We start from the raw sequence: 23,952 nt of genomic DNA, 5'->3' as shown, positions 1-23,952 counted from the left end.
AGATTCCGGAGACAAAGCATGGCACCGCGTAAGATCATCATCGACACCGACCCCGGTCAGGATGACGCTGTCGCCATTCTTCTGGCTTTGGCCAGCCCCGAAGAGATTGACGTACTGGGTATCACTGCCGTAGCCGGAAACGTACCGCTCGAACTGACCGCAAAGAACGCCCGCATTGTCTGCGAACTGGCCGGGCATACTCACATCCCGGTTTATGCCGGGTGCGGCACCCCTTTGAAACGACCTTTGATCACGGCCGAACATGTGCATGGCAAAACCGGGCTGGACGGGCCTGTCTTGCCCGATCCGGAAATGCCTCTGGCCGATGGGCACGCAGTTGACTTCATTATCGACACCCTGCGCGCGCATGAGGCTGGCACGGTGACGCTCTGCCCGCTGGGGCCGCTGACCAACATCGCCACAGCCATTCAGAAAGCGCCTGATATCACGGATAGAGTGCAGGAGATCGTGCTGATGGGAGGGGCGTATTTTGAGGTCGGGAACATCACACCCGCCGCCGAATTCAACATTTACGTCGACCCGGAAGCTGCTGAAATTGTGTTCAAATCTGGCGTACCTATAGTCGTCATGCCGCTAGACGTGACCCATGACGCATTGGTCACACCACACCGAACCGACGCGTTCCGGGCGCTGGACAGCAAAGTCGGTCATGCGGTCGCCGAAATGACCGACTTCTTCGAACGCTTCGACAAGGAAAAATACGGCTCGGAAGGAGCGCCGCTACACGATCCCTGCGTCACCGCCTATTTGATAAAGCCAGCACTGTTCTCGGGCCGATATATAAATGTTGAAATCGAAACGCAGTCCGAGCTGACAATGGGCATGACCGTGGCCGACTGGTGGCGGGTCACCAACCGCGCTCCGAACGCCATGTTCATGGGCGACGTAGACGCCGCCGGATTTTTCGACCTGCTTACAGAAAGGCTGGCTCGCCTATGAGCGCCGCACTGAAACTCGCCCGTCCTGAAGACCTTGACCGTTTAATGGGGCTGGTCACAGCCTTTCATACAGAATCCGGGATCACGCAGGATTCGGATCAAACCCGCAGCGCGTTGGCCCCCTTGCTTGAGGGCATCCCCCACGGTTGCGTCTATCTGATCGGCCCGGGCCGCGCGCCTCTGGGCTATATCGTTTTGACCTTTGGCTGGTCTGTGGAATTCGGCGGCATGGACGGCTTTGTTGACGAAATATACATCCGCCCCGCAGTTCGCGGGCGCGGTATCGCAACCGAAGTTCTGCTCGCCTTGCCGAAAGCCCTGGCCGGAGCGGGGCTGACGGCCTTGCACCTTGAAGTCGACCGCACGAACGAAGCCACGCAGAACCTGTACTTGCGCACAGGCTTCAAACCGCGTGACCGGTATATGCTAATGAGCAAAACGCTTTAACGCGCTTCTATCCCCATATCCATACCTGGTACGTCCATGCTCATGACGGGATCACTCGACGAGGCCGACATACCGGTAAGCGGATAGGTACCTGGACCTGAACAAGCGGCCAGCACCCCAATTGAGAGAACGGAAATCGTCAGAAGCAACTTTGAAACAGGCATCGTATTCTCCTCTCTGCAATAGAGATTGAATAGCAAGATTACTTTACCATACGTTAGGAACTAGTTCACACATAACGGACATTAAATTGCCAATATTTGGACATTATGTTGTGAATCAAAGACTTGGGTTGCCAAAAAACTCGCAAAAAAATCAATCCGAACTATCCGATCGCAATGGCATCTCGAAAAATAGCAGATGGCCTTCTGCAATTTCCGGGATCTCCGCATATGCGTCCCTCAGGTGAAACCCCATTGAGAGGTAAAGGCGGGTTGCCGCCAGCAGCGGCTTACCGGTGTCCATGCGGATTAAGTCAAACCCCTGATCGCGGCATTTCTGGATCAAAGACAGCATGATGGCACGGCCTGCCCCAGTACCGCGCGCGCTGTCCCGGACGAAAACGCGTTTGATCTCGGCCACGCCCGGTTCGATCGTATGGAACATGCCGCATCCGACGGGCTGGTTATCTTTCAGCGCCAGACAAGTGCCACCATTCGGTGCGCTGTGTTCAACCTCGATGGCTTCCATTACGCGGGCATACTTGTCCCGTGAATAAATGGTTTGAACAATCCGCTGCGATTTCTCATCCAGTGTCAGCAAGAATTCGCGGTATTCCCAACACAAACGCCGGACCGCATCAAAGTGGTCCGGCGTTCTGGGTTCTATGATGCTAAGCAATAGCTGATCCTCAGATAGATTTGAGGATCAGATTAACACTCAGCGCTTCAGGATCGAAGCCCCGGCATATTCGGCAACCTCACCCAGCGATTCCTCGATGCGGATCAGCTGGTTGTACTTGGCCAACCGGTCCGACCGCGCCAGCGAGCCGGTTTTGATCTGACCGCAATTGGTCGCCACAGCCAGATCGGCAATGGTGGCGTCCTCGGTCTCGCCCGAACGGTGCGACATCACGTTGGTGTAACGCGCGCGGTGGGCCATATCGACAGCGCGAAGGGTCTCGGTCAGCGAGCCGATTTGGTTCACCTTGACCAGCATCGAGTTCGCACAGCCGCGCTCGATCCCCTCGGCCAGACGCTCGGGGTTGGTCACGAACAGGTCGTCGCCTACCAGTTGGACCTTGTCGCCGATGGCATCGGTCAGAGCTTTCCAACCATCCCAGTCATCCTCGGACATGCCGTCCTCGATCGAGATGATTGGGTAGTCGTTGACCAGCGCCGCCAGATAGGCCGCGTTTTCGTCGGACGACAGCGAAATCCCCTCGCCCGCCAGTACGTATTTGCCATCTTTGAAATACTCGGTCGCGGCGCAATCCAGCGCCAGATGGATTTCCTCACCCGGTTTGTAGCCCGCCTTTTCGATGGATTTCAGAATGAAATCCAGCGCCTCACGGGTGCTGGCGATGTTCGGCGCAAAACCGCCCTCGTCACCCACACCGGTGGCCAGACCAGCAGCGGACAGCTCTTTTTTCAATGTGTGGAACACTTCCGAGCCCATACGCACCGCTTCGCGGATATTCGCGGCGGCGGTCGGCATGATCATGAATTCCTGAATGTCGATAGGGTTGTCGGCGTGCTCACCGCCGTTGATGATGTTCATCATCGGAACCGGCAGAACGCGGGCCGAGGTACCACCAACATAGCGGAACAGCGGCTGCGTGGTGAAATCCGCCGCCGCCTTTGCGGTTGCCAGAGAAACACCCAGAATGGCATTTGCGCCCAAGCGGCCCTTGTTCTCGGTCCCGTCCAGTTCGATCATGGCTTGGTCGATGGCCACCTGCTCGGTCGCGTCAAACCCCACCAGTTCCTCGGCGATTTCACCGTTTACGGCGGCGACGGCTTCCAGCACGCCCTTGCCCATGTAACGCGATTTGTCACCGTCGCGCTTTTCGACCGCTTCGTAAGCACCGGTCGATGCACCCGACGGCACTGCGGCGCGGCCCATTGTGCCGTCTTCCAGGATCACGTCCACCTCGACGGTCGGGTTGCCCCGGCTGTCCAGAATTTCGCGTGCGTGGATGTCGATGATGGTGCTCATGAGGCCCGTCCCTGTGGCTGCAATCAGTTGCACGCCTCTTAGCATCACAGGGCGAAAAGTAAACCGTTCATGTTAACGCTAACACAAATATTGCCGAGCCTTTGGGGCTAACAGCCTGTTGTTTGCGCAAACCTGCGACGATCCGTCAGGCAGCAACCGCCAGTTCGCGCGCCAGCTTGCGTTCCCGCAGGAACGTATACATCCCCGAACCAATGATCAGAGCGGATCCGGCCAATGTTATCACATCCGGGCGCTCACCAAACATCAGCATGCCTGCCATGATCGAGAAAACCAGCCGCGTATAGCGGAATGGCGTCAGGGCCGAAGCCTCACCAAGCCGAAGGGCTGTGACGATGCCGTAATAGCCCAGCACACCAAAGCCAACAGCTCCCAGATACGGGCCAATCTCAGCAGCCTGGAAAGCAACAATGGGTTGCGCTGTAAACAGCATCAACGCCGCACCTGACAAGGCCACAGCAAGGTACGCCTGCAGCGCCACGACAGAGGACGCAACCCGGCTGTCCAGCTTGCGCGTGATCAAATCCCGCGCGGCAATGGCGATCACAGTGGCTACGACAAACAGGGACTCGGGCTGAAACCCTTCGAACCCCGGGCGGATAATCATCAGAACGCCTATGAAGCCTATGCCGATCGCGCTCCACCGCCGCCAACCGACAGTTTCGCCCAGAAACAGCGCAGCCCCCATGGTCACGGCCAGCGGTAATGCCTGAAACACGGCGGCCACAATAGACAGTTCCACCATCGACAGAGCGGTTACAAAAGTCAGCGCGCCAATCGTTTCGGTCCCGGCGCGTGCAAGCGGCAACGATTTCCATGCCAGAGGGTCAAAGATACGTTTGCGCGTGACCAACGCCAAAAGCGCAAACAGAAACCCGCAAACGACACCAAGCACAAGCATGATCTGTCCGGTCGGTACCGTCACCGAAAGGAGCTTGATGAACATATCCTCAAGCGCAAAAGCAGCCATCGCGCCGACGACCAGCAAAATGCCGTTTACGTTATTCATAGTCATGTCCGTAAGTATATGCGGCTCGTGCCGCCATTTCCTTCACCAAAATCGCATGACAGAGGCTTAGGCAAGCACTATCCCTTGGGAATTCATGAATTCCCGTGGGCTTGGCCTTCGAATTTTGTGATGGATTAATCCTGTTCCAAAGGTACGCCGTACAGTTCCAACCGATGGCCTTTCAGCTTGTAACCCAGCTTGGCGGCAATCTTTTCCTGTAGCGCCTCAATCTCGGGGTCGACGAATTCGATCACCTCGCCTGATTGCATGTCGATCAGGTGGTCATGGTGGTCCCGCTCGGCATCCTCATACCGCGCGCGCCCGTCGCCGAATTCCAGACGTTCCAAAATCCCCGCCTCTTCGAACAGTTTGACCGTGCGATAGACGGTGGCGATGGAGATACCCGAATCCACCTCGGAGGCACGGGAATATAATTCCTCGACATCCGGATGATCGTCGCTTTGCTGCAGCACCCGCGCAATCGTGCGGCGTTGCCCCGTCATACGCAGGCCTTTGGCTTCGCAACGGGCGATGATCGTGTCGGACATGAGTGATCCTCGGAGTAGTTCGGGTCTCTGTCTTAATACGTCCGCGCGGATCACGCCACAGGGATTTGCACCCTAAGCCACACGTCGCAGGTCAGCCCAGATCGGCAAGTGATCCGAGGCGATATGCGCCGGACGTGCGCTGTGAACGCCGTGTAGCACCGCCTCAAGCCCTTCGCCCAGCGCGATCCGGTCCAGCGCGCCCAGCGGCTGTGCAGCAGGAAAACTGGGAACCGGTGGCAAGAACCGCATATCGGGGGCCAGATGGTCCAGCACCGGCTGACGCGACCATTCGTTGAAATCCCCGGCCCAAACGGTGGGCATATCGGCCAATTCATTGTCGAAATGGCGAATATGAGTGATCTGCTGGCGCCGGGAAGCTGGCAACAGGCCCAGATGCATTCCCATGACCCGCAGCGGGCCGATCGGTGTGTCAAACTCCACACGCACCGCCCCTCTAGGCTCAAGCCCCGGCAAATCATGGTGACCGGTTTGCCGAACGTGAATTGCATCGCCACGCCAGATCACCGCATTCCCGTGCCAGCCCAGACTGCCCGCCCCGCCCAGATCGACGATTTGCCAACCAGCCTCATCCAGCATGAAGTGGGGCAAAGCGGCTGGGCGCGGAGGCAGGCGTTTGTCTGCCTCTTGCAGCACCACAATATCAGCCTGCATGCTGTCGATAACCTGCATAATGCGCTGAGGCTGCCGTCGGAAATCGAGGCCAACACATTTCTGGATGTTATAGCTGGCAATGCGCAGGGTCGATTGGGGTTTCATGAGGCTCTGATCACTCTGGTTCATTCAAAGTGCCATGCCTGTCGCTGGGTGCAACCCCTCTGGCATTCACAATGCCAAAGAAACCCAGTCTTTACCGCCGAAGCCGATCATTTGCCCGTGAAACGACCTGCGACAGACGGTTTTGCTTGATACGTCGCCACCCTTATCTCTATCCCGAAACAAGAGCCTTGGCAGACCGCCAACGCAACGGGGGATCAATGGTTTCAAGCAATATCCAGTCAGGCAACACCACGCGCGCCAGCCTCGTGTTGGTGATCGGCGGCATGATGTGGGGCCTCTATTGGATACCCGTCCGGTTCTTCTATGACCTCGGGTTGACCGGTCCGTGGCCGGGTATAGCGATGTATAGCTCTGCCCTTCTTGTTCTGGTTCCTTTGGTCTGGCGTGAACGATTAACGCTTGCCCTGCAATGGCGTGATCTTGTCGTCAGTGGCATGTTCACAGGCGCAGCTTTCAGCCTGTATTCGATCAGCCTTGTCTACACCGACGTCGTCCGTTCGATCCTATTGTTCTATCTGACGCCCATCTGGGGCACGATGTTGGGTGTCATTTTCCTGAATGAGCGCATTGGCATCGGACGCATCATTGGCCTGCTTTGTGGGATCGGAGGGCTTTTCGTCGTCCTTGGTGACGCAGGCCATCTGCCCTGGCCACAGAATATCGGCGACTGGTTGGCACTTGCCTCGGGCATGTGCTGGGCACTGGGGACGCTGGGCCTATATCGCACAAGCAGCATATCTGTATCTGGACAGGTTCTATCCTTCGTCTTGGGAGCAATGATCCTGTCGCTGATCGGTCTTGTGCTTTTACCAGGCCCGATCCAACCAGATGTCGCCGAGACAGACAGACTCTTATTGCTCGTCTTCGTTTTGCTCTCAGCCCTTTACGTCCTGCCGATGATCTTCATGACCATCTGGCCTGCCACAAAGCTGTCCCCCGCGCGAGTCGGCATATTGCTGATGAGCGAAGTGGTGGTCGGGCTTGCCTCGGCTGCAGTGCTGTCCGGCGAACCGTTCGGCCTGCGCGAACTATTTGGGGCGGCCCTGATCGTCAGCGCCGCCGCGTTAGAGATTGTCCGGGATTAAGGACGCACCATAACCAAACTACGTCCCACAGAACGTCGCGTGGACCACTTCCTTCTCAGTCGGAGGGTGTGTGAGGTCACTCGCTTCCGGCTGATCTTCGTAAGGCCGAGCAAGCACGGCATTCAGCCTGTGGAAAGGCGCATAGTCCCCCTGAACAGCGGCCTGTATCATCTGTTCAACCCGGTGATTGCGCGGAATGAAGGCCGGGTTGGCGGCACCCATCACCGCTTGCGGGTCTTTTTCATGCTCTAGCCGAACGCGCCAGCCTTTGGCCCATTCATCATAGGCTTCTGGGTCCAAGAACTGATCGCGGGCTTTATCACCGCCCAGCGCCCGGAAGGTGTTGGTAAAATCCGCACTGTTATGCGCCATTCTCGTCAGCAGGTCGGTGATCAGCGCCTCGTCGCCCTCTTCTTCGGTGGTCAGGCCGATCTTGGCGCGGAAGCGCCGCAGCCATTCCTGCTGGATCAGGCCCGGCATGGCTTGCACGATCTCGGTCGCTTCTTGAACGGCACCTTCAGGATCGTCCAATTGCTGGATCAAGGCCGTCGCCAGTTGGGCCAGATTCCACACTGCGATATCCGGCTGGTTGGAATAAGCATAGCGCCCCATCCGGTCGATCGAGCTGTAGACCGTGTTCGGATGATAACTGTCCATAAAGGCACACGGGCCATAGTCGATCGTCTCACCCGCAATCGAGGAATTGTCGGTGTTCATCACCCCATGAATGAAGCCAACGCTCATCCAGTGCGCAATCAGCCGGGCCTGTGCATCCCGCACCTCGCGCAATAACCCCATCGGCCCATCGGCCTGCGGATAATGTCGGTCAATCGCGTATTCGGTCAGCCGCTTTAGGTTATCGACCTGCCTGCGCCCCGCGAACACCTGAAACGTACCCACGCGCAGATGGCTTTTTGCGACACGGGTCAGAACCGCGCCCGGCATCGGACCTTCGCGCAACACGACCTCGCCGGTCTCGACCGCGGCCAAGGCGCGGGTCGTGGGGACGCCCAGCGCATGCATCGCCTCGGACACAACGTATTCCCGAAGTACCGGACCAAGCCACGCGCGGCCATCCCCTTGGCGGCTGAAAGGCGTCTGGCCGGAACCTTTCAACTGGATGTCCCGCCGCACCCCATCCGTACCAACCGTTTCCCCCAACAGAACGGCACGTCCGTCCCCGAGTTGAGGGTTGTAGGTTCCAAACTGATGCCCCGAATAAAGCTGTGCAATCGGCTCGGCCCCTTCAGGCAGCGCGTTGCCTGCAAAAGTCTCAGCCATCTCTTGCACATCACCGGGTGAGACGCGCAGGATCTTTGCCAGTTCTTCGTTGAACACCACCAAACGGGGCGCACGCACAGGCGCAGGTGCCTGCCGCGCATAGAAACTGTCGGGAAGGCGCGTGTAGCTGTTGTCGAACGGGATCGTCAGGGTCATGTCGCAAACATATTGTCGAAACACGCAATTACCATAGCGGATCGAACGCCTGCGTGCATAATCCCCTTGAACGGAACAGAGGCCCCCATGACCCCGCAACAGATCATCGAGCACCTGAACCTTCAACGCCACCCCGAGGGCGGCTGGTTCCGCGAAACATGGCGGGCCAACAATGAAGGGCGCGCCACTGGCACTTGCATCTATTTCCTGCTGCAAGCGGATGAGCGCAGTCACTGGCACCGCGTCGATTCAACTGAGATCTGGCTGTACCACGCGGGCGCGCCGTTGACCCTATCGCTCAGCCCCACCGAAGACGGCCCCGCTACCGACCACCTGTTGACGCCGGACCTGACGAAAGGCGCGCCGCAAGTGATCGTGCCTACGAACCACTGGCAGTCGGCGCAAACCACCGGAGACTACACTCTGGTCAGTTGCACAGTCTCACCGGGGTTCGAGTTCGAAGGCTTTGTGCTGGCCGAGCCAGGTTTCGATATTCCACGCGGCTGAAGCATGGACCATCGCGCCCTCATATCGTCGATACCGGCTGAGGTGAAAGACGACCTCCAGAAACGCTCTGATGTGGCGGGGCTTCGGCACTTAGCGCTCTATCTTTTACTACTTGCAGGAACGTCCACCTGCATCGCTTTCAGAGTTCCTCTTTGGCCCCTTTTCATACTTCCGCAGGGTGTTCTTCTGGTCTTTCTTTTCACCCTGAGCCACGAGTGCACACATAAAACGCCGTTTCGCAGCGAATGGTTGAATGATGTCGTCGGGCACGTGGTCTCAATACCGATCACCCTGCCCTTTACCTGGTTTCGCTATTTCCACCTGGCCCACCACAAATGGACCAACCACACAAAGAAAGACCCCGAACTGGACGGTAAACCTCGGCCCGGAAATTGGCGCGACCTGCTGATATATCTCAGCGGCTGGACCTATTGGACGGGGATGGCAAAAGTTCTGATCCGAAACGCCTTTGGCCGGATCGACGCACCCTACCTGCCTGCGCGCCAGCATAGAGCAGTGCGGCTGGAGGCGCGGTTGATGCTGGGTGTTTACACATTCGCTGGTTTCAGCCTGTTCTTTTCATCAGCGTTATTCTGGCTATGGCTTTTACCGGTGCTGATCGCGCAACCGTTCTTGCGCCTCTACCTGCTGGCCGAACACGGCCTGTGCCCACCGGTCGCCAATATGCTTGAGAATTCGCGCACGACATTCACCAACCGCATCGTCCGGTTTCTGGCATGGAACATGCCCTACCATGCCGAACACCACGCATTTCCCAATGTACCGTTTCACCAATTGCCTGCCCTGCATCACTGGACCCGGTTGCATTTGAAATCGACCATGGACGGGTATTCTGAATTTACAGTGGCCTACGTCAAATCCCTTGAACGTTGACGAGACCGAATGCGGAAGCCTCACTTAGCCGGGCGCATCCCTGACAACAGCACTCACCACGCCCCCGCCAACCAGCGCCTGAACCCCCGTTGTTCCCGGGCACGAAGTCGGCAAGCCCCGCGCCACACGCACCGCAAGATAGGCGAAGGCTTGGGCCTCCAGCATGTCTCCGTCCAGGCCCACGGCCTCGACCGGTTCAACCGGGCAATCCAGTGAAACACGCAGCATCTCCATCAACACCGGGTTGCGCCGTCCTCCGCCGGTGACCAACACGCGGGACGGTGGTTTTGGGCAATGCTCCATCCCCTGCACCACGCCCGCTGCGCACATGCCGGTCAGGGTTGCAACAGCGTCAGCGTCGGACAGTTCTTTCACCAGTCCGATCATTTCGGCAAAGTCGTTTCGATCCAACGATTTCGGCGGCATGCGGGCAAAGAATGGTTCCGCCAGAAACAGCTCAAATGCACCCATTTCCACAGAACCGCCGCGGGCCACTGCACCATCGCGGTCCATCGGCAAGCCCAAACGCGCCTGCATCAGGTCGTCAACGGGCGCATTGGCAGGACCGGTATCGAAGGCCAACAGCGCGCCAGGGGCTTCCGGCCCGTCAAAGCTGGGGTCGACATAAGTCAGATTGCTAACACCGCCGAGGTTCAGGAAACACACAGGCTCAGTTGCGCCGATCCATTTGGCGCAGGCGAAGTGGAAGAACGGCGCCAATGGCGCGCCTTCGCCCCCCATAGCTACGTCATCGCTGCGGAAATCCCAGACCACAGGCACGCCCAGAGCTTGCGCCAGCCCCTTTCCATCGCCCACTTGCAAGGTCCCGCGCCCGCGCGGTTCATGCGCAAGAGTTTGACCATGGAAACCGATCAGGTCGATCTCTTCGAATTCTGACAACGCCTCGGCATGGGCAATGGTGACTAGTTCAGCAGCCGCATCCACGTCTGGCCCGTGCCACTGCCCAAGCGCCGACCGCAGGATGCCTCTTTCCTCGTCCGAATAAGCCCTGTATCCGCTGGGGCCAAAGCCCTGTATCCTGTGCCCGTCAGTCTGGACTACAGCAGTGTCCACTCCGTCAAGTGACGTCCCGGACATTGCCCCCAATGCGCTGATCGTGCCTGTTTTGCTAATTGCCCGGCCCACGTTAGCCCTCTTGCAGCTTTTCGCACCCGTTTATCGGCGCTTTGCCCACAACCTGCACGTTATTCCAAAGCCAAGGCAAGCCACATCGTTTGTACCGCACGTTTTTCTTGGAAATGGTGCCTTTTCCTTGCCACCCCCACCGCCTATACACTGCCCCGCAACATTAACCCAAAGGGCACGATATGACCTACCACCCCAAATCGGATTTCATCGCCACGATGATCGAGCGCGGCTTTCTCGCCGACTGCACCGATTATCAGGGCCTTGACGAAGCGCTGATCAGTGGGTGCAAACCGGCCTATATCGGCTTTGATGCAACGGCAAAGTCGTTGCACGTGGGAAGCCTGATCCAGATCATGATGCTGCGCTGGTTCCAGAAAACCGGCCACCAGCCGATCACCCTGATGGGCGGCGGCACCACCAAGGTGGGCGATCCGTCCTTCCGCGCCGATGAACGCCCCCTTCTGGGCCCCGAACAGATCGACGAAAACATCGCGGGCATCAAAAAGGTGTTCTCGGCCTACATCGACTATGACACCGACGCCAAAAACAAGGCGCTGATGCTGAACAATGCCGAGTGGTTGGACGAGCTCAACTACCTCGATTTCCTGCGCGATATCGGGCGGCATTTCTCGGTCAACCGGATGCTGTCGTTCGAGTCCGTGAAATCGCGGCTGGATCGCGAACAATCGCTGAGCTTCCTTGAATTCAACTACATGATCCTGCAGGCCTATGACTTCCTTGAACTGAACCGCCGCTATGGTTGCGTTCTGCAGATGGGCGGCTCAGATCAGTGGGGCAACATCGTCAACGGTATCGACCTGACCCGCCGCGTGCTGGATCATGAGATCTACGGCCTGACATCGCCCCTGCTGACCACCAGCGACGGCAAGAAGATGGGCAAATCTCAGGACGGTGCAGTCTGGTTGAACGCCGATATGCGCTCGCCCTACGAGTTCTGGCAGTTTTGGCGCAACACCACCGATGCGGATGTGGGACGGTTCCTGAAGCTCTACACCGAAATGCCGGTGGATGAGTGTGACCGTCTGGGCGCGCTACAAGGGTCCGAGATCAACGAGGCCAAGATCCGTCTTGCCAACGAAGTGACAACCCTTGCCCACGGTGCCGAGGCTGCGGCAACCGCAGAAGCCACCGCCCGCGAGGTGTTCGAGAGAGGCGGCGTGGGCGGAGACCTGCCGACCCTGACCCTCAGCCCTGATGAGCTGGGCGACGGGATGTCCATCGTTCAGATCATCGTCAAATCGGGACTGGCGAAATCGGGCAAAGAGGCAAAGCGCCTGATCGCCGAAAACGGTGCTAAGCTGGATGATGCGCCGCTGACCGACGCGGGGCTTATGATTGACGCGGGCGCTTTGTCATCGCCGATCAAGTTGAGCGCCGGTAAAAAGCGCCACGCCTTGGTTCAGCTGGGCTGATCAGGACCGAGAGATTTATGATTAACGGCCACCTGATCGGGTGACCGTTTTCTTTTCAGCTGGCGTAAATACAATTACCGCTTGCCGCCTTTTCCGCCACCTTTGCCGTCGCCGCCTCCGTGGCCACCTTTGCCGCCACCTTTGCCGTCGCCGCCTCCGTGGCCACCTTTGCCGCCACCTTTACCGTCGCCTCCTTTACCGCCACCATGGCCACCTTTGCCATCGCCGCCTTTGCCACCGCCGTGGCCTCCTTTGTCGCCACCTTTACCGTCGCCATTACTGCCACCATTGCCATGACCGCCACCGCCGTTACCGGAACCGTTACCTTGGCCGTTGTTCCCGCCACCATTACCAGTGCCGGGACCGGACCCACCATTGTTGCCCCCCCCGTTCCCGGAATTCCCGTTGTTTCCATTGCCGTTGCCCGGACCGCCGCTGTTCCCGCCGTTGCCGCCACCGCTGTTCCCGCCGTTGCCGCCACCGTTGTTCCCGCCGTTGCCGCCGCCGTTGTTCCCGCCGTTGCCGCCGCCGCTGCCACCGCCGTTGTTCCCGCCGTTGCCGCCGCCGTTGTTCCCGCCGTTGCCGCCACCATTGTTCCCGCCGCTGCCGCCGCCGTTGTTCCCACCGTTGCCGCCACCGTTGTTCCCGCCGTTGCCGCCGCCGTTGTTCCCGCCGTTGCCGCCACCGTTGTTCCCGCCGCTGCCGCCGCCATTGTTCCCACCGTTGCTGCCGCCGTTGTTCCCGCCGTTACCGCCGCCGTTATCTGGGTTAAACTGGGCGAACTGCTCGTCTCCAAGGTCTTCTCCAGAATTCCCGGACGTGCCAATCGAACCTGTAGGAATATCTGTCAACAACGCTGCCAATCCAGGGCATTGTGCTGACGTGTTGCGCAGTGTGGTCGCAAAATCCGACCGTGTTTGCAGGCGCTCCAAAAAGCTGGGAGTAACCTGCTGGCAATCGCACATCGCCTGATAATCCCCACGATTTGCAGCATCCCGCGCGGTTTTCCAGTTACACACTTCTGGTGCCGCAGACGCGCTGCTTGCTGCCATAACTGTTAACAAAGGGGCTGCCACCAGCGCCGGGATTCCAATCCTTAAACTCTTGCTCATATCTTTAGTCTCCTTAAACGGCGTTTGTTCGACTCGCCATTTCGCTAAATGTCGATGTGAGACCTGAGCATTAAGCTTGGTTAAAGAGCGTCTGAGAATGGCTTGAGAAAAGGCATAGACCTCAAGAAAATAAGCGCCCAAATTATGGACAGCACCTAAATTTGGACGTTAAATGAACGAATGTTCATATCCCATATGTAAGGATCCGCAATGCAATTGGCCAACACATGCGCAATCATCACTGGCGGCGCTTCAGGACTGGGCGAAGCAACCGCACGCTACTTCGCGGAGCTGGGCGCGCAAGTCACCATATTGGATCGAGATACCACCCGTGGCCCGCAAGTAGCCGCTGAAATAGACGGACATTTCGCGGAAACGGACGTGACTGACGAAACTTCGGTCGCGGCCGCTGTGGCTCATGCAAAAAAGAAGATGGGCCGCATCACAGCCGCCGTGAACTGCGCAGGTATCGCCATCGGCGCCAAGACGGTTGGTAAGGACGGCCCCCACCCCCTGGACGCGTTTCAACGCACGATCGACATCAACCTGGTGGGCACCTTCAACATATCGCGCCTCGCTGCAGCCGAGATGGCAAAGAACGAGCCAGAGCTCGACGGCGCGCGCGGGGTGATAATCAACACAGCATCCATCGCCGCGTTTGACGGTCAAAAGGGACAGGCGGCCTATGCGGCCTCGAAAGGTGGGGTCGTCGGCATGACGTTGCCCATGGCGCGTGATCTGGCCGCAAGCGGAATACGGGTAATGGCGATTGCCCCCGGTATCTTCATGACCCCAATGCTGGCAAGCCTGCCCGAAGACGTGCAGCAGCAGTTGGCCGCCGACGTTCCCAACCCTGCCCGGCTGGGCGATCCACGCGAATACGGACGGCTTGCAGGTTTCATCGTCGAAATGGGTTACCTGAACGGAGAAGTTATCCGCATCGACGGTGCATTGCGAATGCGGTAAGTCTGCGTCATGACCGAACGGGAAAAGATGCTTTCCGGGCAGTGGTATTGCTGTTTGGACGCGGAACTTGAGGCGTTGCGCTCGCAAGCCCGCCGCGCCGTTCACGCGCATAACACCTGCCATCCAGACAACCGCGGCGCCATGGCACCTGATTTGCAGGCATTGTTTGCGGCAACTGGCCCGGATTGCTTTATCGAAGCTCCGTTTCATTGCGCCTATGGGATGAACATTCACCTTGGCGCGCGGGTCTATTTCAATGCGGGCTGCGTGGTTCTGGACACCGCAACAGTTCGGGTCGGAGACGATACGATGTTTGGCCCGCACGTACAGATCTATTGCGCCCAGCACGCCAAGGACCCTGACGAGCGTTCACAGGGTCTGGAAATCGGGCTCCCCGTGACCATTGGTCGGAACGTATGGGTGGGCGGTGGCGCCATCCTGATGCCCGGTATCACCATTGGCGACAATGCCACCATTGGCGCGGGAAGTGTCGTCACCAAAGACGTTGCAGCAAATCAAACCGTGGTCGGGAACCCAGCCCGTCCCCTTGCTTACTGCTAAACACTTTCGGCTTTTTCTTCCAAAATCAGCCACTCTTCCTCAGCTGCCGCCAGCTTTTCCTGCCGTTCAACCAGCGCTTCGGTCGCCTTCTGAAATTTCACAGGTTCGCGGGTGAACAACTCGGGATCTGACATGAGTTCTTCCAGCTTGCCGATCTCGGCCTCAAGTCGGGCGATTTCGGCTGGCAGTTTCTCAAGCCGGTGCTTCTCCGAGAATGACAGGCCGGATTTGGGTTGGCTTTCCTGCTTTATCTTCGGCTTGGAAGATTTTGTTTTTTCAGTCTTCTTATCAACCACATCTCCACGCTGGGCAATATAGTCAGACCATCCGCCCGCATAGACAGTGGCACGGCCATTGCCCTCCATTGCGATGGTCGTGGTTGCCACACGATCCAGAAAATCCCGGTCGTGGCTGACCAACAGAACAGTGCCGTCATAGTCGTCCAGCAGCTCCTGCAACAGGTCCAGCGTCTCAACATCCAGATCGTTGGTCGGTTCGTCCAACACCAGCAGGTTCGAGGACTTGGCCATCAACTTGGCAAGCAGTAATCGCGCTTTTTCTCCACCTGACAGAGATTTAACGGCCGCTCTTGCCTGCCTCTCGTCAAACAGGAACTCCTTAAGGTAGCCAACAACATGCTTGGGTTGCCCACCGACCATCACCTGATCGGCCTTGCCGGATACCCGCATCTCGGGGTCGCCAGTCAGGCTGTCCCACAGGCTCATTTCGGGGTCCAGTTGCGCGCGCGTCTGGTCGAAAACGGCTATCTCAAGGTTGGTGCCTAATGTCACCGAGCCATCATCCGGCTGTTCCTGACCCAACAACATTTTCAATAGCGTCGTCTTGCCCACACCGTTTGGTCCGACAAAGGCCACCCGGTCGCCGCGCTGCACCAGCAGATCGAAATTCCGAACGATCTGTTGCGCCCCAAAAGACTTAGCCAACCCTTTGGCTTCAATCACCTTTCGCCCGGATTTCGGCCCGGCCTCCAGCGTCATCGCAGCTGAACCCTGACGCTTGATCTGCGCCGCTTTCTCGGCCCGCAGTGCCTGAAGAGCGCGAACCCGGCCCTGATTGCGTTTGCGACGGGCGCTGATGCCTTCGACGGCCCACTTCGCTTCGGACTTGATCAGGCGGTTCAGCTTGTGGCGTTGCTGATCCTCTTCTTCCCAAATCTTGTCACGCCAGGATTCGAACGCGTCGAACCCCTGTTCCTGCCGACGCACTGCCCCGCGATCAATCCAAAGCGTGGCACGCGTCAACGCACGCAGAAACGCGCGGTCGTGTGAAATCAGCACATAGGCAGTCCGCGTCGCGCCCAACTCACGTTCCAGCCACGCGATGGCTTCGATGTCCAGATGGTTTGTCGGTTCGTCCAGCAGCATCAGGTCGGGCGCTTCGGCCATCAGCTTAGCCAAGGCCGCCCGCCGCCGTTCCCCGCCCGAGGCGGTTTCAATCGGGCGTGAAGGATCGAACTTCAGCCCCTCACCGGCGCGTTCAACCTTATACAACTCGCCGGGCTCCAACCCGCTAGAGGCATAGTCGCCCAGCGTGGCAAATCCCTCCATACTGGGGTCTTGTTCCATGTATCCAACGGATTTTCCGGGAGGAATCACGATGTCGCCGCGGTCAGGTTCGACCAGGCCAGCCATAACTTTCATAAGGGTGGATTTACCTGACCCATTCCGCCCCACCAAGGCCACGCGATCACCCGGCTGAACCACCAGATCCAGCTCGGAAAACACCGGGTCGCCCCCAAAGGTCAGGGAAATGCCGGACATCTGCAACAAAGGAATTCTCGCCATACCCGCCAGCTAAACCGGCTGACACAACGCGTCAACGCCTCTGCTTCACCTTTTCCAAAATACTCAAATTACCCGGCCACCGCTCGCAGCAAACGTTTCCTTGCCGGGGGAATCGCCCTGATTTCCAGCCCGGTGAAGACATGCAGCGTGTTCATGCTGCGATCGACCACTGCGTGATCACTGACCCAGCCGCCCATCATCAGATAGGTACGCAGCAAAGGTGGCATCCGCAGCATAGCTTTTTTGGCATCCGGCCTCCGGCGCAGTCGCGCCGCAAAGCGGAATACATCTGGTGCCTTGACCCGAGGCAACCAGCGTTTGGGAGCCAAATGCCGGTGCTTCAGCATGGCGAAGGCGTCCAAATAGTCCCCAGTCTCGGTTCCTGCAAAGGACGAACACCCAAACAGCATCTCGACGTTATTCTGATCCACATAGGCCGTCATTGCCCCCCAGGCGACACGCAGGATGTCTGGGTCACTCCAGTTGGGATGGATGCAAAACCGCCCCATCTCGACCATCCGCCCCTCGAACCTTTCAAGGGCCGACAGATCATAGAATTTCGCTGAATAACTACGACCGATCTGGGTCCCGTCATTCATGGTCAACATGCGAAAGCAGCAGACCAATTGCCCCTCACTACGCAAATCTTCAACCAGAATATGCGCACAAATCTGATCGAACTCGTCATGATCAGTCTGCTCTGTCCCGAAGGCCAAACTCCGAAGTCGCTGCGCCGCCGCCAAATCCGCAGGCGTCTGCGCCAACCGGGCGCGATACCGCCCCTTGCCGAGCAATAGTGCCATGGTCGCATCCTCCGAGGTTGCTGACCTGTTTCCTCTTGCCGCGTCCTTACCACACACAGTGTGACCGTCTTATGACCATCGCAAGATGTGGCTCTTTATTACTGGGTCGCCCCTGGAATATTGGCTGGGTTGAAGTTGCCGATGTTGCCCAGCAGCTGACGCAGGAAGCCCGACTTTTCAATCGACGACTCGGTCACGCGGCGATCCAGTTGAACAACGATTCCGTCCTCAAGCCCAAATCGTTCGATGTTTCGGACGACACCGCGACTATCAAAGCTGATCGCCACCAACTCGCGCGAGATAACCTCGGGCCTTTTCGGACCATAATGACGAATACGTGATCGGACGTAATAAAAACCGGAATCACGAACCACGCCAGACGAACTTGGGGCTCCGACCGTTTCCAGCACGGTGTCGCGGGTATCGACGCCCACTTTGATCTCGGCCAGATCTTCAGGTGTCGGGATATAGCCATGATTTTTGAAGACCGGTGTACATGCCGCAGTCACAACCAAACAGGCCGCAAAGACAAGCGTTTTTGACGCCGGTTTCAACCTGTTCACAACCTTCAACATTTACACCCTCTTGCCTTGGCCCCGTGCGGGCCCTATCCGCTTACATCAAACCGCAGCCCCGGTTCAACACAGGAAAGGGTCACGAATGAGCAACCAAACATCTTTGCGGGTGGCCGACCTGCCCCAGAATGCCCCCACCCCCTTTGACTTGCGCCCAGATGCCAAGGCTTTGGAGGCAATCAAGCACGACCTTGGCCTACTGGGCCTGCGCAAACTCAGCTTCATAGGTGACGTTAGGGCACAGGGCAAACGCGACTGGACGCTGAATGGAAAATTGGGTGCCACGGTGATTCAGCCATGCGTCGTGACGCTTGAGCCTGTTACCACGCGGATCGACATTCCGGTTGCACGGGTCTTTGTCGCCGACTGGGTCGACCCTGATGAGCCTGAATTCGAAATCCCCGAAGGTGATGAGACTGAACAGTTGGGCGCCGAAATCGACCCCACACTTGTGATGATCGAAGCGCTGTCTCTGGCCCTGCCCCAATATCCGCGCAAAGATGGTGCCGAACTTGGGCAGGCCGACTTTACCGAACCGGGCAAGCAAGCGATGACAGACGAAGATGTAAAACCCTTTGCCGGTCTGGCCGGTTTGCGCGATGCGTTGAAAAAAGACGAGTGACATAGGTCTGTTTTCCTGTCATAGCAGGCGCTCAGAAAAATCGCTTGAACATGTCGAGAATCGCAGTATTTTCGCGCGCTCATCGGAATTTGGGTTGGACAACGTAGGGCGTGTGCCCTAAACGCGCGTCAAACCACGAGAAAAACGAAGAATGAAACCCGGCCCACAGCGAATCTGTTGGCCCTCAGTAGACAAAGGTTGAGACCATGGCCGTCCAACAGAACAAAGTTTCCAAGTCGCGTCGCAACAACCGCCGCGCACACGACGCTCTGGTTGCTGCAAACCCGAACGAATGCCCCAACTGCGGTGAGCTGAAGCGCCCGCACCACGTGTGTGCATCCTGCGGCCACTACGATGACCGTGAAGTCGTCGCGCAGGCCGACGAAATCGACCTGGACGAAGACGCGGCCTAAGCCTTTCAAAGCGCAGGCAAGGCATGACAGAACAGCCCTCGCAGGCCGGACGGATTACCATCTCGGTTGACGCTATGGGCGGAGACTCGGGGCCCGCTGCCGTGGTGGCGGGCGTCGCCAAATCGGCGGATAAGAACCCTGACATCGCGTTCATCCTGCATGGGCCTGAGCAGACGCTGCGCAAACTTGTCGCCAAACGGCGTGTCCTGAAAGGGCGCGTCGTTTTTCGTGATTGCCCCGACGTGGTCACGATGGAGGACAAGCCCAGCCAAGTTGTGCGCAACGGTAAGCAGACCTCGATGTGGTCGACGCTGGAATCGGTGCGCCAAGGCGAGGCACATGGCGCCGTTTCCTGCGGCAATACCGGCGCGCTGATGGCTCTGTCGATGATGCGGCTGCGTAAATTGCCGGGCGTGAACCGTCCGGCGATTGCGATTCTGTGGCCCTCGCGCAACCCGCAGGGGTTCAACGTTATGCTTGATGTAGGTGCGGATGTCCGTGCCGACGCCAAGGATTTGCTGCAATATGCGCTTATGGGTGCCTCTTATGCCCGCAATGGTATGGCGTTGGAACGTCCGCGCATCGGCCTGCTGAATGTCGGCACCGAAGAACATAAAGGCCGCGCTGAGCTGAAAGAAGCACACGCGCTGATCGCGGAATTCGCGGAACAAGCAAACTTCGAATTTGTTGGGTTCGTGGAAGGCAGCGATATACCCGGCGACAAGGCAGATGTCATTGTAACCGATGGGTTTACCGGCAATGTCGCGATCAAGACCGGCGAAGGAACGGCAAGCCTGATTGGCGACCTGCTGCGTCAGGCGTTCAAGTATTCCCCATTGTCGCGTTTGGCATCAATCCTCGCGATCACTTCACTAAATCGCTTAAAAAAACGTATCGATCCACGCCGTGTAAATGGCGGGGTTTTCCTTGGCCTCAACGGAACTGTGGTCAAGTCGCATGGTGGTGCCGACGCCACCGGAGTCTCAGCGGCAGTCAAATTGGCCTTCACTTTGGCCCAGTCTGGTTTTGCCGAAAAATTGGCGGCACGGGTTGCATCGACAGCCGAGCTTGCACAAGATGCCGCCCACCCGCCGTCCAAGGCCGGCGAATAACAAAAAAGGCAGTACCCTAACATGGCAGGCCGTTCAGTTGTCGTAGGAGTCGGACATTATTTGCCAGAGCGCATCGTTCCGAATTCTGAGTTTGAAAAGACGCTTGATACAACGGATGAGTGGATCAGAACCCGCTCGGGGATCGAACGCCGCCACTTTGCTGCTGATGATGAGACGACTTCCGATCTGGCCACCAATGCAGCCGAAGCCGCGCTGGCTGACGCAGGGCTGACCGCCGACGACATCGATGCGATTGTTTTGGCGACCTCAACCGCCGATCTAACCTTTCCGTCCGCCGCCACCATGGTTCAGGCCCGGTTGGGCATGACCAAGGGATTCGCCTTTGACGTTCAGGCCGTCTGCGCGGGTTTCGTGTTTGCGCTTAGCAACGCGAATGCGTTGATCCTGTCTGGTCAGGCTAAACGTGTTTTGGTGATCGGTGCCGAAACCTTCTCTCGAATCATGGATTGGTCGGACCGTTCCACCTGTGTGTTGTTTGGTGATGGGGCCGGTGCGCTGGTCCTTGAACTGCAAGACGCCGAAGGCACATCGGACGATCGGGGTATCCTGGCGACCGACCTAAACTCAGACGGCCGCTATAAGGATCTGCTTTATGTCGATGGCGGCGTGTCGACGCAATCGACCGGCCATCTGCGAATGCAGGGCAATCAAGTCTTCCGCCATGCCGTTGAAAAGCTTGCAAAAACAGCCAACACCGCTTTGGATAGCGTCGGGCTCAACAGTTCGGACGTCGACTGGATCGTGCCACATCAGGCAAATATTCGGATAATTCAAGGCACTGCCAAGAAAATGGGCTTGCCGATGGAGAATGTCGTGGTGACAGTTCAAGACCACGGCAACACCTCGGCAGCGTCGATTCCCCTTGCCCTGTCTGTGGGCAAACAGCGTGGGCAGATCAAGCAAGGTGATCTGATCGTGACCGAGGCTATCGGTGGCGGCCTGGCCTGGGGTGCAGTTGTTCTTCGGTGGTAACCGGCGCAATTCAGCTTACACGCCGTCCTGCAATTCATTGATATTGACAGTGAATTTCCCCCCGCCATATTCTATGGCATCAACAGGGGAAAAGGTATGGGCGATAAAACACTGACCCGAATGGATCTGAGTGAGGCCGTCTTCCGTGAGGTTGGCCTGTCACGCAACGAAAGCGCGCAGTTGGTTGAAAGCGTTCTGAACCACATGTCCGACGCGCTGGTGCGCGGCGAACAGGTAAAGATTTCGTCTTTCGGCACCTTCAGCGTTCGGGACAAGACCGCCCGCATTGGCCGCAACCCCAAAACCGGCGAAGAGGTTCCGATTCAACCCCGCCGCGTTCTGACTTTCCGCCCGTCGCACCTGATGAAGGATCGCGTCGCCGCAGGGAACCGCAAGTAAGATCAGGACGGCACGGTCATGAGCAAGTCCCCCGACGCCTTTCGCACGATCAGTGAAGTCGCGGACTGGCTGGGCGTTCAGGCTCATGTGCTACGATTCTGGGAAAGCCGCTTCACTCAGGTTAAGCCAGTAAAACGCGCCGGGGGGCGGCGTTATTATCGCCCCAACGACATGCGTCTTCTGGGCGGCATCAAGAAACTGCTGCACGAGGATGGAATCACTATCAAGGGCGTTCAACGCATCTTGCGCGAACAAGGGGTGAACTACGTCGCCTCTCTGTCTCAAGGGTTGGATGAATCGGCTGATCCGGCACCATTGGCGAACGACAATGTGGTTGTGCCGTTCACCTCCAAACCTGCCCCGGTGAGCGAACAGACCAAGCTGGATTTGGGTGAATCCGCGCCCGCACAAACCAAGCCAGAGCCGCCCGCCCCCCCAGCCCAAGCTCGACCGCATAGGCCCGAGCCTGAATCCCCCGCACTAAAACCCGAACCAGAATTTTTGGATGAGGCGCCTTTGCTTGGCGGAATCGCAACGCAGGCGTGGGAACGCACGGATTTCGATGACCAACTGTTGAAACAGATAGCACCAGTGGCAAAAGACTTGCGCGCCGTTTTGGATCGCATTGAAAACCGAACGGCGGGTTAAGAAAAAAGGCGATGATTTCCTCTTGCCCCTGCCGGGAAAGTCTTTATGAACACCTCAACGTCGGGCTATGGCGCAGCCTGGTAGCGCGTCCGTCTGGGGGACGGAAGGTCGCAGGTTCGAGTCCTGCTAGCCCGACCAAATCACACCGACGTTTATGGCAGACAGGCCAGATCCCGCTCTGGCATCAGGGGGGATCGGAATGACAGGCGTATGCCCAAACCAACAGATCGAAGCGATGATTGCGCGCGGTGAGATTGCCGCGAGCCCCGAAATCATTCCCGCTCAGGTCCAACCCGCCAGCCTTGATTTGCGCCTTGGAACAGTCGCTTACCGCGTTCGCGCGTCTTTTCTGGCCGGCGAAGGGCGCTCGGTTGCGGATCGCCTGGCCGAGTTCGAAATGCACCGCATCGACATCTCGGACGGAGCGGTTCTGGAAAAAGGCTGCGTCTATCTGGTGCCACTTATGGAATCGTTGGCCCTGCCCGAAAATGTGACAGCTGTGGCCAACGCCAAAAGCTCGACTGGGCGACTGGACCTGCTGACACGCACCATCACCGATGGCGGCACTGAATTCGACCGGGTGCCTGCGGGTTATACCGGTCCTCTCTACGCCGAGATTTGCCCCCGCTCCTTCTCGGTTCTGGTGCGTCCGGGCATGCGCCTGAACCAGATTAGATTCCGTCAGGGCCAAGCAGTACTGAGCGACGCGGAACTGAACGCGCTTCACACCGAGTCGCCTTTGGTGGACGGCCCAGCAGTTATTCAGGACGGGCTCGGGTTCTCAGTTGATCTGCAACTGCCCGATACCGATTTGGTCGGCTATCGCGCCAAGCCACATACCGGAGTGATCGACCTGGACCGGATCGGCGAATACGACCCACAGGAATATTGGGAAGAAGTACGCACCACTGATGGCCGCATCATACTTGACCCCGGGGCGTTCTACATTCTGGTCAGCCGTGAGGCCGTCCATATCCCACCCATGTATGCCGCCGAAATGGCCCCCTATCTGGCGATGGTAGGTGAGTTCCGGGTGCATTACGCAGGCTTCTTCGATCCCGGTTTTGGCCACGCCGCCGCCGGAGGAGCCGGTTCGCGTGGCGTGCTGGAAGTCCGCTGTCATGAGGCCCCTTTCGTGCTGGAACACGGACAGGTCGTCGGGCGGCTGGTCTATGAGAAAATGGCCGAGATGCCCACGCAGCTATACGGTGCGGGCATTGCGTCAAATTATCAGGGACAGGGGCTAAAGCTGTCGAAACATTTCAAGGCTGCAGGCGGCTGATCAGAACTTTGTAAATCGGCGCATTTGGCGCGTGATCCGTTGCGCTTGTTTCAGGTTCTGTGACGGGCGCGGCCCTTTATTCTTCGCGCGATTGGGTTCATCGGACTGACCTCCCATGCGGCTTGCCATGTCATATCCCTTGTTCACGCCTTTGTTGACAAGGCGGCGCATGACCTGACGTACGAGCATGTCTATGATCCGATTGGCGTTCATTGCTCAA

General features: G+C 58.0%; 28 protein-coding genes and 1 tRNA gene. 16 read left to right on the top strand and 13 right to left on the bottom strand.

The genetic code is table 11. The annotated features are described in order from the left end of the window. Window positions 1–18 precede the first annotated feature (18 nt). Both ACR0LN_RS04335 and ACR0LN_RS04330 read left to right on the top strand, forming a co-directional pair. Window positions 19–960: a nucleoside hydrolase gene (locus tag ACR0LN_RS04335; RefSeq protein ID WP_480428004.1), complete on the top strand. Its 942-nt coding sequence runs from the start codon at window positions 19–21 to the stop codon at window positions 958–960. Next, a complete protein-coding gene (locus ACR0LN_RS04330; RefSeq protein WP_480428002.1) occupies window positions 957–1,406 on the top strand; it encodes a GNAT family N-acetyltransferase in 450 nt (149 codons plus the stop codon). The genes ACR0LN_RS04335 and ACR0LN_RS04330 overlap by 4 nt, the downstream gene beginning before the upstream one ends. On the opposite strand, the gene ACR0LN_RS04325 is transcribed toward ACR0LN_RS04330, so the two are convergent. The 6 genes from ACR0LN_RS04325 to ACR0LN_RS04300 all read right to left on the bottom strand — a co-directional run bounded on the left by ACR0LN_RS04325 (window position 1,403) and on the right by ACR0LN_RS04300 (window position 5,915). Then, window positions 1,403–1,570: a hypothetical protein gene (locus ACR0LN_RS04325; protein ID WP_480428001.1), complete on the bottom strand. Its 168-nt coding sequence runs from the start codon at window positions 1,568–1,570 to the stop codon at window positions 1,403–1,405. The two genes, ACR0LN_RS04330 and ACR0LN_RS04325, sit on opposite strands and share 4 nt — an antisense overlap. A 151-nt stretch (window positions 1,571–1,721) precedes the next feature. Beyond that, the gene (locus ACR0LN_RS04320; RefSeq protein ID WP_480428000.1) at window positions 1,722–2,246 is read right to left on the bottom strand and encodes a GNAT family N-acetyltransferase; all 525 of its coding nucleotides are present in this window, start codon (window positions 2,244–2,246) and stop codon (window positions 1,722–1,724) included. 39 nt (window positions 2,247–2,285) lie between these two features. Further along, a complete protein-coding gene (gene eno, locus ACR0LN_RS04315) occupies window positions 2,286–3,563 on the bottom strand; it encodes a phosphopyruvate hydratase (RefSeq protein ID WP_480427999.1) in 1,278 nt (425 codons plus the stop codon). A gap of 145 nt (window positions 3,564–3,708) precedes the next feature. After that, entirely contained in the window at window positions 3,709–4,590 is an 882-nt protein-coding gene (locus tag ACR0LN_RS04310; RefSeq protein WP_480427997.1) for a DMT family transporter, read from the bottom strand. A gap of 134 nt (window positions 4,591–4,724) precedes the next feature. Then, window positions 4,725–5,138 (bottom strand): Fur family transcriptional regulator, encoded by a 414-nt coding sequence (locus ACR0LN_RS04305; RefSeq protein ID WP_480427996.1) that lies wholly within the window; start codon window positions 5,136–5,138, stop codon window positions 4,725–4,727. 72 nt (window positions 5,139–5,210) lie between these two features. Beyond that, window positions 5,211–5,915: an endonuclease/exonuclease/phosphatase family protein gene (locus ACR0LN_RS04300; RefSeq protein ID WP_480427995.1), complete on the bottom strand. Its 705-nt coding sequence runs from the start codon at window positions 5,913–5,915 to the stop codon at window positions 5,211–5,213. 218 nt (window positions 5,916–6,133) lie between these two features. Here ACR0LN_RS04300 and ACR0LN_RS04295 point away from each other — a divergent pair, with 218 nt between their 5' ends. Then, a complete protein-coding gene (locus ACR0LN_RS04295) occupies window positions 6,134–7,021 on the top strand; it encodes a DMT family transporter (protein WP_480427994.1) in 888 nt (295 codons plus the stop codon). An 18-nt stretch (window positions 7,022–7,039) separates the two neighbouring features. Here the strand turns inward: ACR0LN_RS04295 and ACR0LN_RS04290 are convergent, their stop codons facing one another. Beyond that, on the bottom strand, window positions 7,040–8,458 hold the full coding sequence (locus tag ACR0LN_RS04290; RefSeq protein WP_480427993.1) for a protein adenylyltransferase SelO: 1,419 nt from the start codon (window positions 8,456–8,458) through the stop codon (window positions 7,040–7,042). Window positions 8,459–8,545: 87 nt separating this feature from the next. On the opposite strand from ACR0LN_RS04290, the gene ACR0LN_RS04285 reads away from it, so the two are divergent. After that, entirely contained in the window at window positions 8,546–8,965 is a 420-nt protein-coding gene (locus tag ACR0LN_RS04285) for a cupin domain-containing protein (protein ID WP_480427992.1), read from the top strand. 3 nt (window positions 8,966–8,968) lie between these two features. Next, on the top strand, window positions 8,969–9,859 hold the full coding sequence (locus ACR0LN_RS04280; RefSeq protein WP_480427991.1) for a fatty acid desaturase: 891 nt from the start codon (window positions 8,969–8,971) through the stop codon (window positions 9,857–9,859). A gap of 24 nt (window positions 9,860–9,883) precedes the next feature. On the opposite strand, the gene ACR0LN_RS04275 is transcribed toward ACR0LN_RS04280, so the two are convergent. Beyond that, window positions 9,884–11,005 carry an anhydro-N-acetylmuramic acid kinase gene (locus ACR0LN_RS04275; protein ID WP_480427990.1) on the bottom strand — a complete coding sequence of 374 codons (1,122 nt, stop codon included), beginning with the start codon at window positions 11,003–11,005 and terminating at the stop codon, window positions 9,884–9,886. A gap of 182 nt (window positions 11,006–11,187) precedes the next feature. Here ACR0LN_RS04275 and tyrS point away from each other — a divergent pair, with 182 nt between their 5' ends. Further along, on the top strand, window positions 11,188–12,441 hold the full coding sequence (gene tyrS / locus ACR0LN_RS04270; RefSeq protein WP_480427989.1) for a tyrosine--tRNA ligase: 1,254 nt from the start codon (window positions 11,188–11,190) through the stop codon (window positions 12,439–12,441). A gap of 74 nt (window positions 12,442–12,515) precedes the next feature. Here tyrS and ACR0LN_RS04265 read toward each other — a convergent pair whose 3' ends face one another. Continuing rightward, on the bottom strand, window positions 12,516–13,553 hold the full coding sequence (locus ACR0LN_RS04265; RefSeq protein WP_480427987.1) for a hypothetical protein: 1,038 nt from the start codon (window positions 13,551–13,553) through the stop codon (window positions 12,516–12,518). Between the two features lie 210 nt (window positions 13,554–13,763). Here ACR0LN_RS04265 and ACR0LN_RS04260 point away from each other — a divergent pair, with 210 nt between their 5' ends. Further along, entirely contained in the window at window positions 13,764–14,519 is a 756-nt protein-coding gene (locus ACR0LN_RS04260; RefSeq protein WP_480427985.1) for an SDR family NAD(P)-dependent oxidoreductase, read from the top strand. Between the two features lie 9 nt (window positions 14,520–14,528). Then, complete coding sequence (locus ACR0LN_RS04255; RefSeq protein ID WP_480427984.1) at window positions 14,529–15,080, top strand: sugar O-acetyltransferase; 552 nt, start codon at window positions 14,529–14,531, stop codon at window positions 15,078–15,080. Here the strand turns inward: ACR0LN_RS04255 and ACR0LN_RS04250 are convergent. From ACR0LN_RS04250 to ACR0LN_RS04240, 3 genes are all read right to left on the bottom strand, one after another. Next, complete coding sequence (locus tag ACR0LN_RS04250; protein ID WP_480427983.1) at window positions 15,077–16,885, bottom strand: ABC-F family ATP-binding cassette domain-containing protein; 1,809 nt, start codon at window positions 16,883–16,885, stop codon at window positions 15,077–15,079. The two genes, ACR0LN_RS04255 and ACR0LN_RS04250, sit on opposite strands and share 4 nt — an antisense overlap. A gap of 68 nt (window positions 16,886–16,953) precedes the next feature. Continuing rightward, entirely contained in the window at window positions 16,954–17,688 is a 735-nt protein-coding gene (locus ACR0LN_RS04245; RefSeq protein ID WP_480427981.1) for a GNAT family N-acetyltransferase, read from the bottom strand. A gap of 98 nt (window positions 17,689–17,786) precedes the next feature. Beyond that, on the bottom strand, window positions 17,787–18,263 hold the full coding sequence (locus ACR0LN_RS04240) for an outer membrane protein assembly factor BamE (RefSeq protein WP_480427980.1): 477 nt from the start codon (window positions 18,261–18,263) through the stop codon (window positions 17,787–17,789). 85 nt (window positions 18,264–18,348) lie between these two features. Here ACR0LN_RS04240 and ACR0LN_RS04235 point away from each other — a divergent pair, with 85 nt between their 5' ends. The 8 genes from ACR0LN_RS04235 (at window position 18,349) to ACR0LN_RS04200 (ending at window position 23,732) form a co-directional block, all read left to right on the top strand. After that, window positions 18,349–18,885 (top strand): YceD family protein, encoded by a 537-nt coding sequence (locus tag ACR0LN_RS04235; RefSeq protein WP_480427977.1) that lies wholly within the window; start codon window positions 18,349–18,351, stop codon window positions 18,883–18,885. 206 nt (window positions 18,886–19,091) lie between these two features. Further along, window positions 19,092–19,298 carry a 50S ribosomal protein L32 gene (gene rpmF / locus ACR0LN_RS04230; protein WP_008756996.1) on the top strand — a complete coding sequence of 69 codons (207 nt, stop codon included), beginning with the start codon at window positions 19,092–19,094 and terminating at the stop codon, window positions 19,296–19,298. 23 nt (window positions 19,299–19,321) lie between these two features. After that, complete coding sequence (gene plsX, locus ACR0LN_RS04225; protein ID WP_480427976.1) at window positions 19,322–20,410, top strand: phosphate acyltransferase PlsX; 1,089 nt, start codon at window positions 19,322–19,324, stop codon at window positions 20,408–20,410. 21 nt (window positions 20,411–20,431) lie between these two features. Continuing rightward, window positions 20,432–21,403 (top strand): beta-ketoacyl-ACP synthase III, encoded by a 972-nt coding sequence (locus ACR0LN_RS04220; RefSeq protein WP_480427974.1) that lies wholly within the window; start codon window positions 20,432–20,434, stop codon window positions 21,401–21,403. A 96-nt stretch (window positions 21,404–21,499) separates the two neighbouring features. Beyond that, complete coding sequence (gene ihfA / locus ACR0LN_RS04215) at window positions 21,500–21,802, top strand: integration host factor subunit alpha (RefSeq protein WP_008755922.1); 303 nt, start codon at window positions 21,500–21,502, stop codon at window positions 21,800–21,802. Window positions 21,803–21,820: 18 nt separating this feature from the next. Further along, window positions 21,821–22,450, top strand: coding sequence for a MerR family transcriptional regulator (locus ACR0LN_RS04210; protein ID WP_480427973.1), 630 nt, complete (start codon window positions 21,821–21,823; stop codon window positions 22,448–22,450). A gap of 61 nt (window positions 22,451–22,511) precedes the next feature. Further along, window positions 22,512–22,588 (top strand) — tRNA-Pro (locus tag ACR0LN_RS04205). Between the two features lie 61 nt (window positions 22,589–22,649). Then, complete coding sequence (locus ACR0LN_RS04200; protein ID WP_480427972.1) at window positions 22,650–23,732, top strand: 2'-deoxycytidine 5'-triphosphate deaminase; 1,083 nt, start codon at window positions 22,650–22,652, stop codon at window positions 23,730–23,732. Here the strand turns inward: ACR0LN_RS04200 and ACR0LN_RS04195 are convergent, their stop codons facing one another. Continuing rightward, on the bottom strand, window positions 23,733–23,945 hold the full coding sequence (locus ACR0LN_RS04195) for a hypothetical protein (RefSeq protein ID WP_480427970.1): 213 nt from the start codon (window positions 23,943–23,945) through the stop codon (window positions 23,733–23,735). Window positions 23,946–23,952 lie beyond the last annotated feature (7 nt).

Source organism: Ruegeria sp. AA6, assembly GCF_056542865.1.
This window is presented reverse-complemented; position numbering and strand designations above follow the sequence as displayed.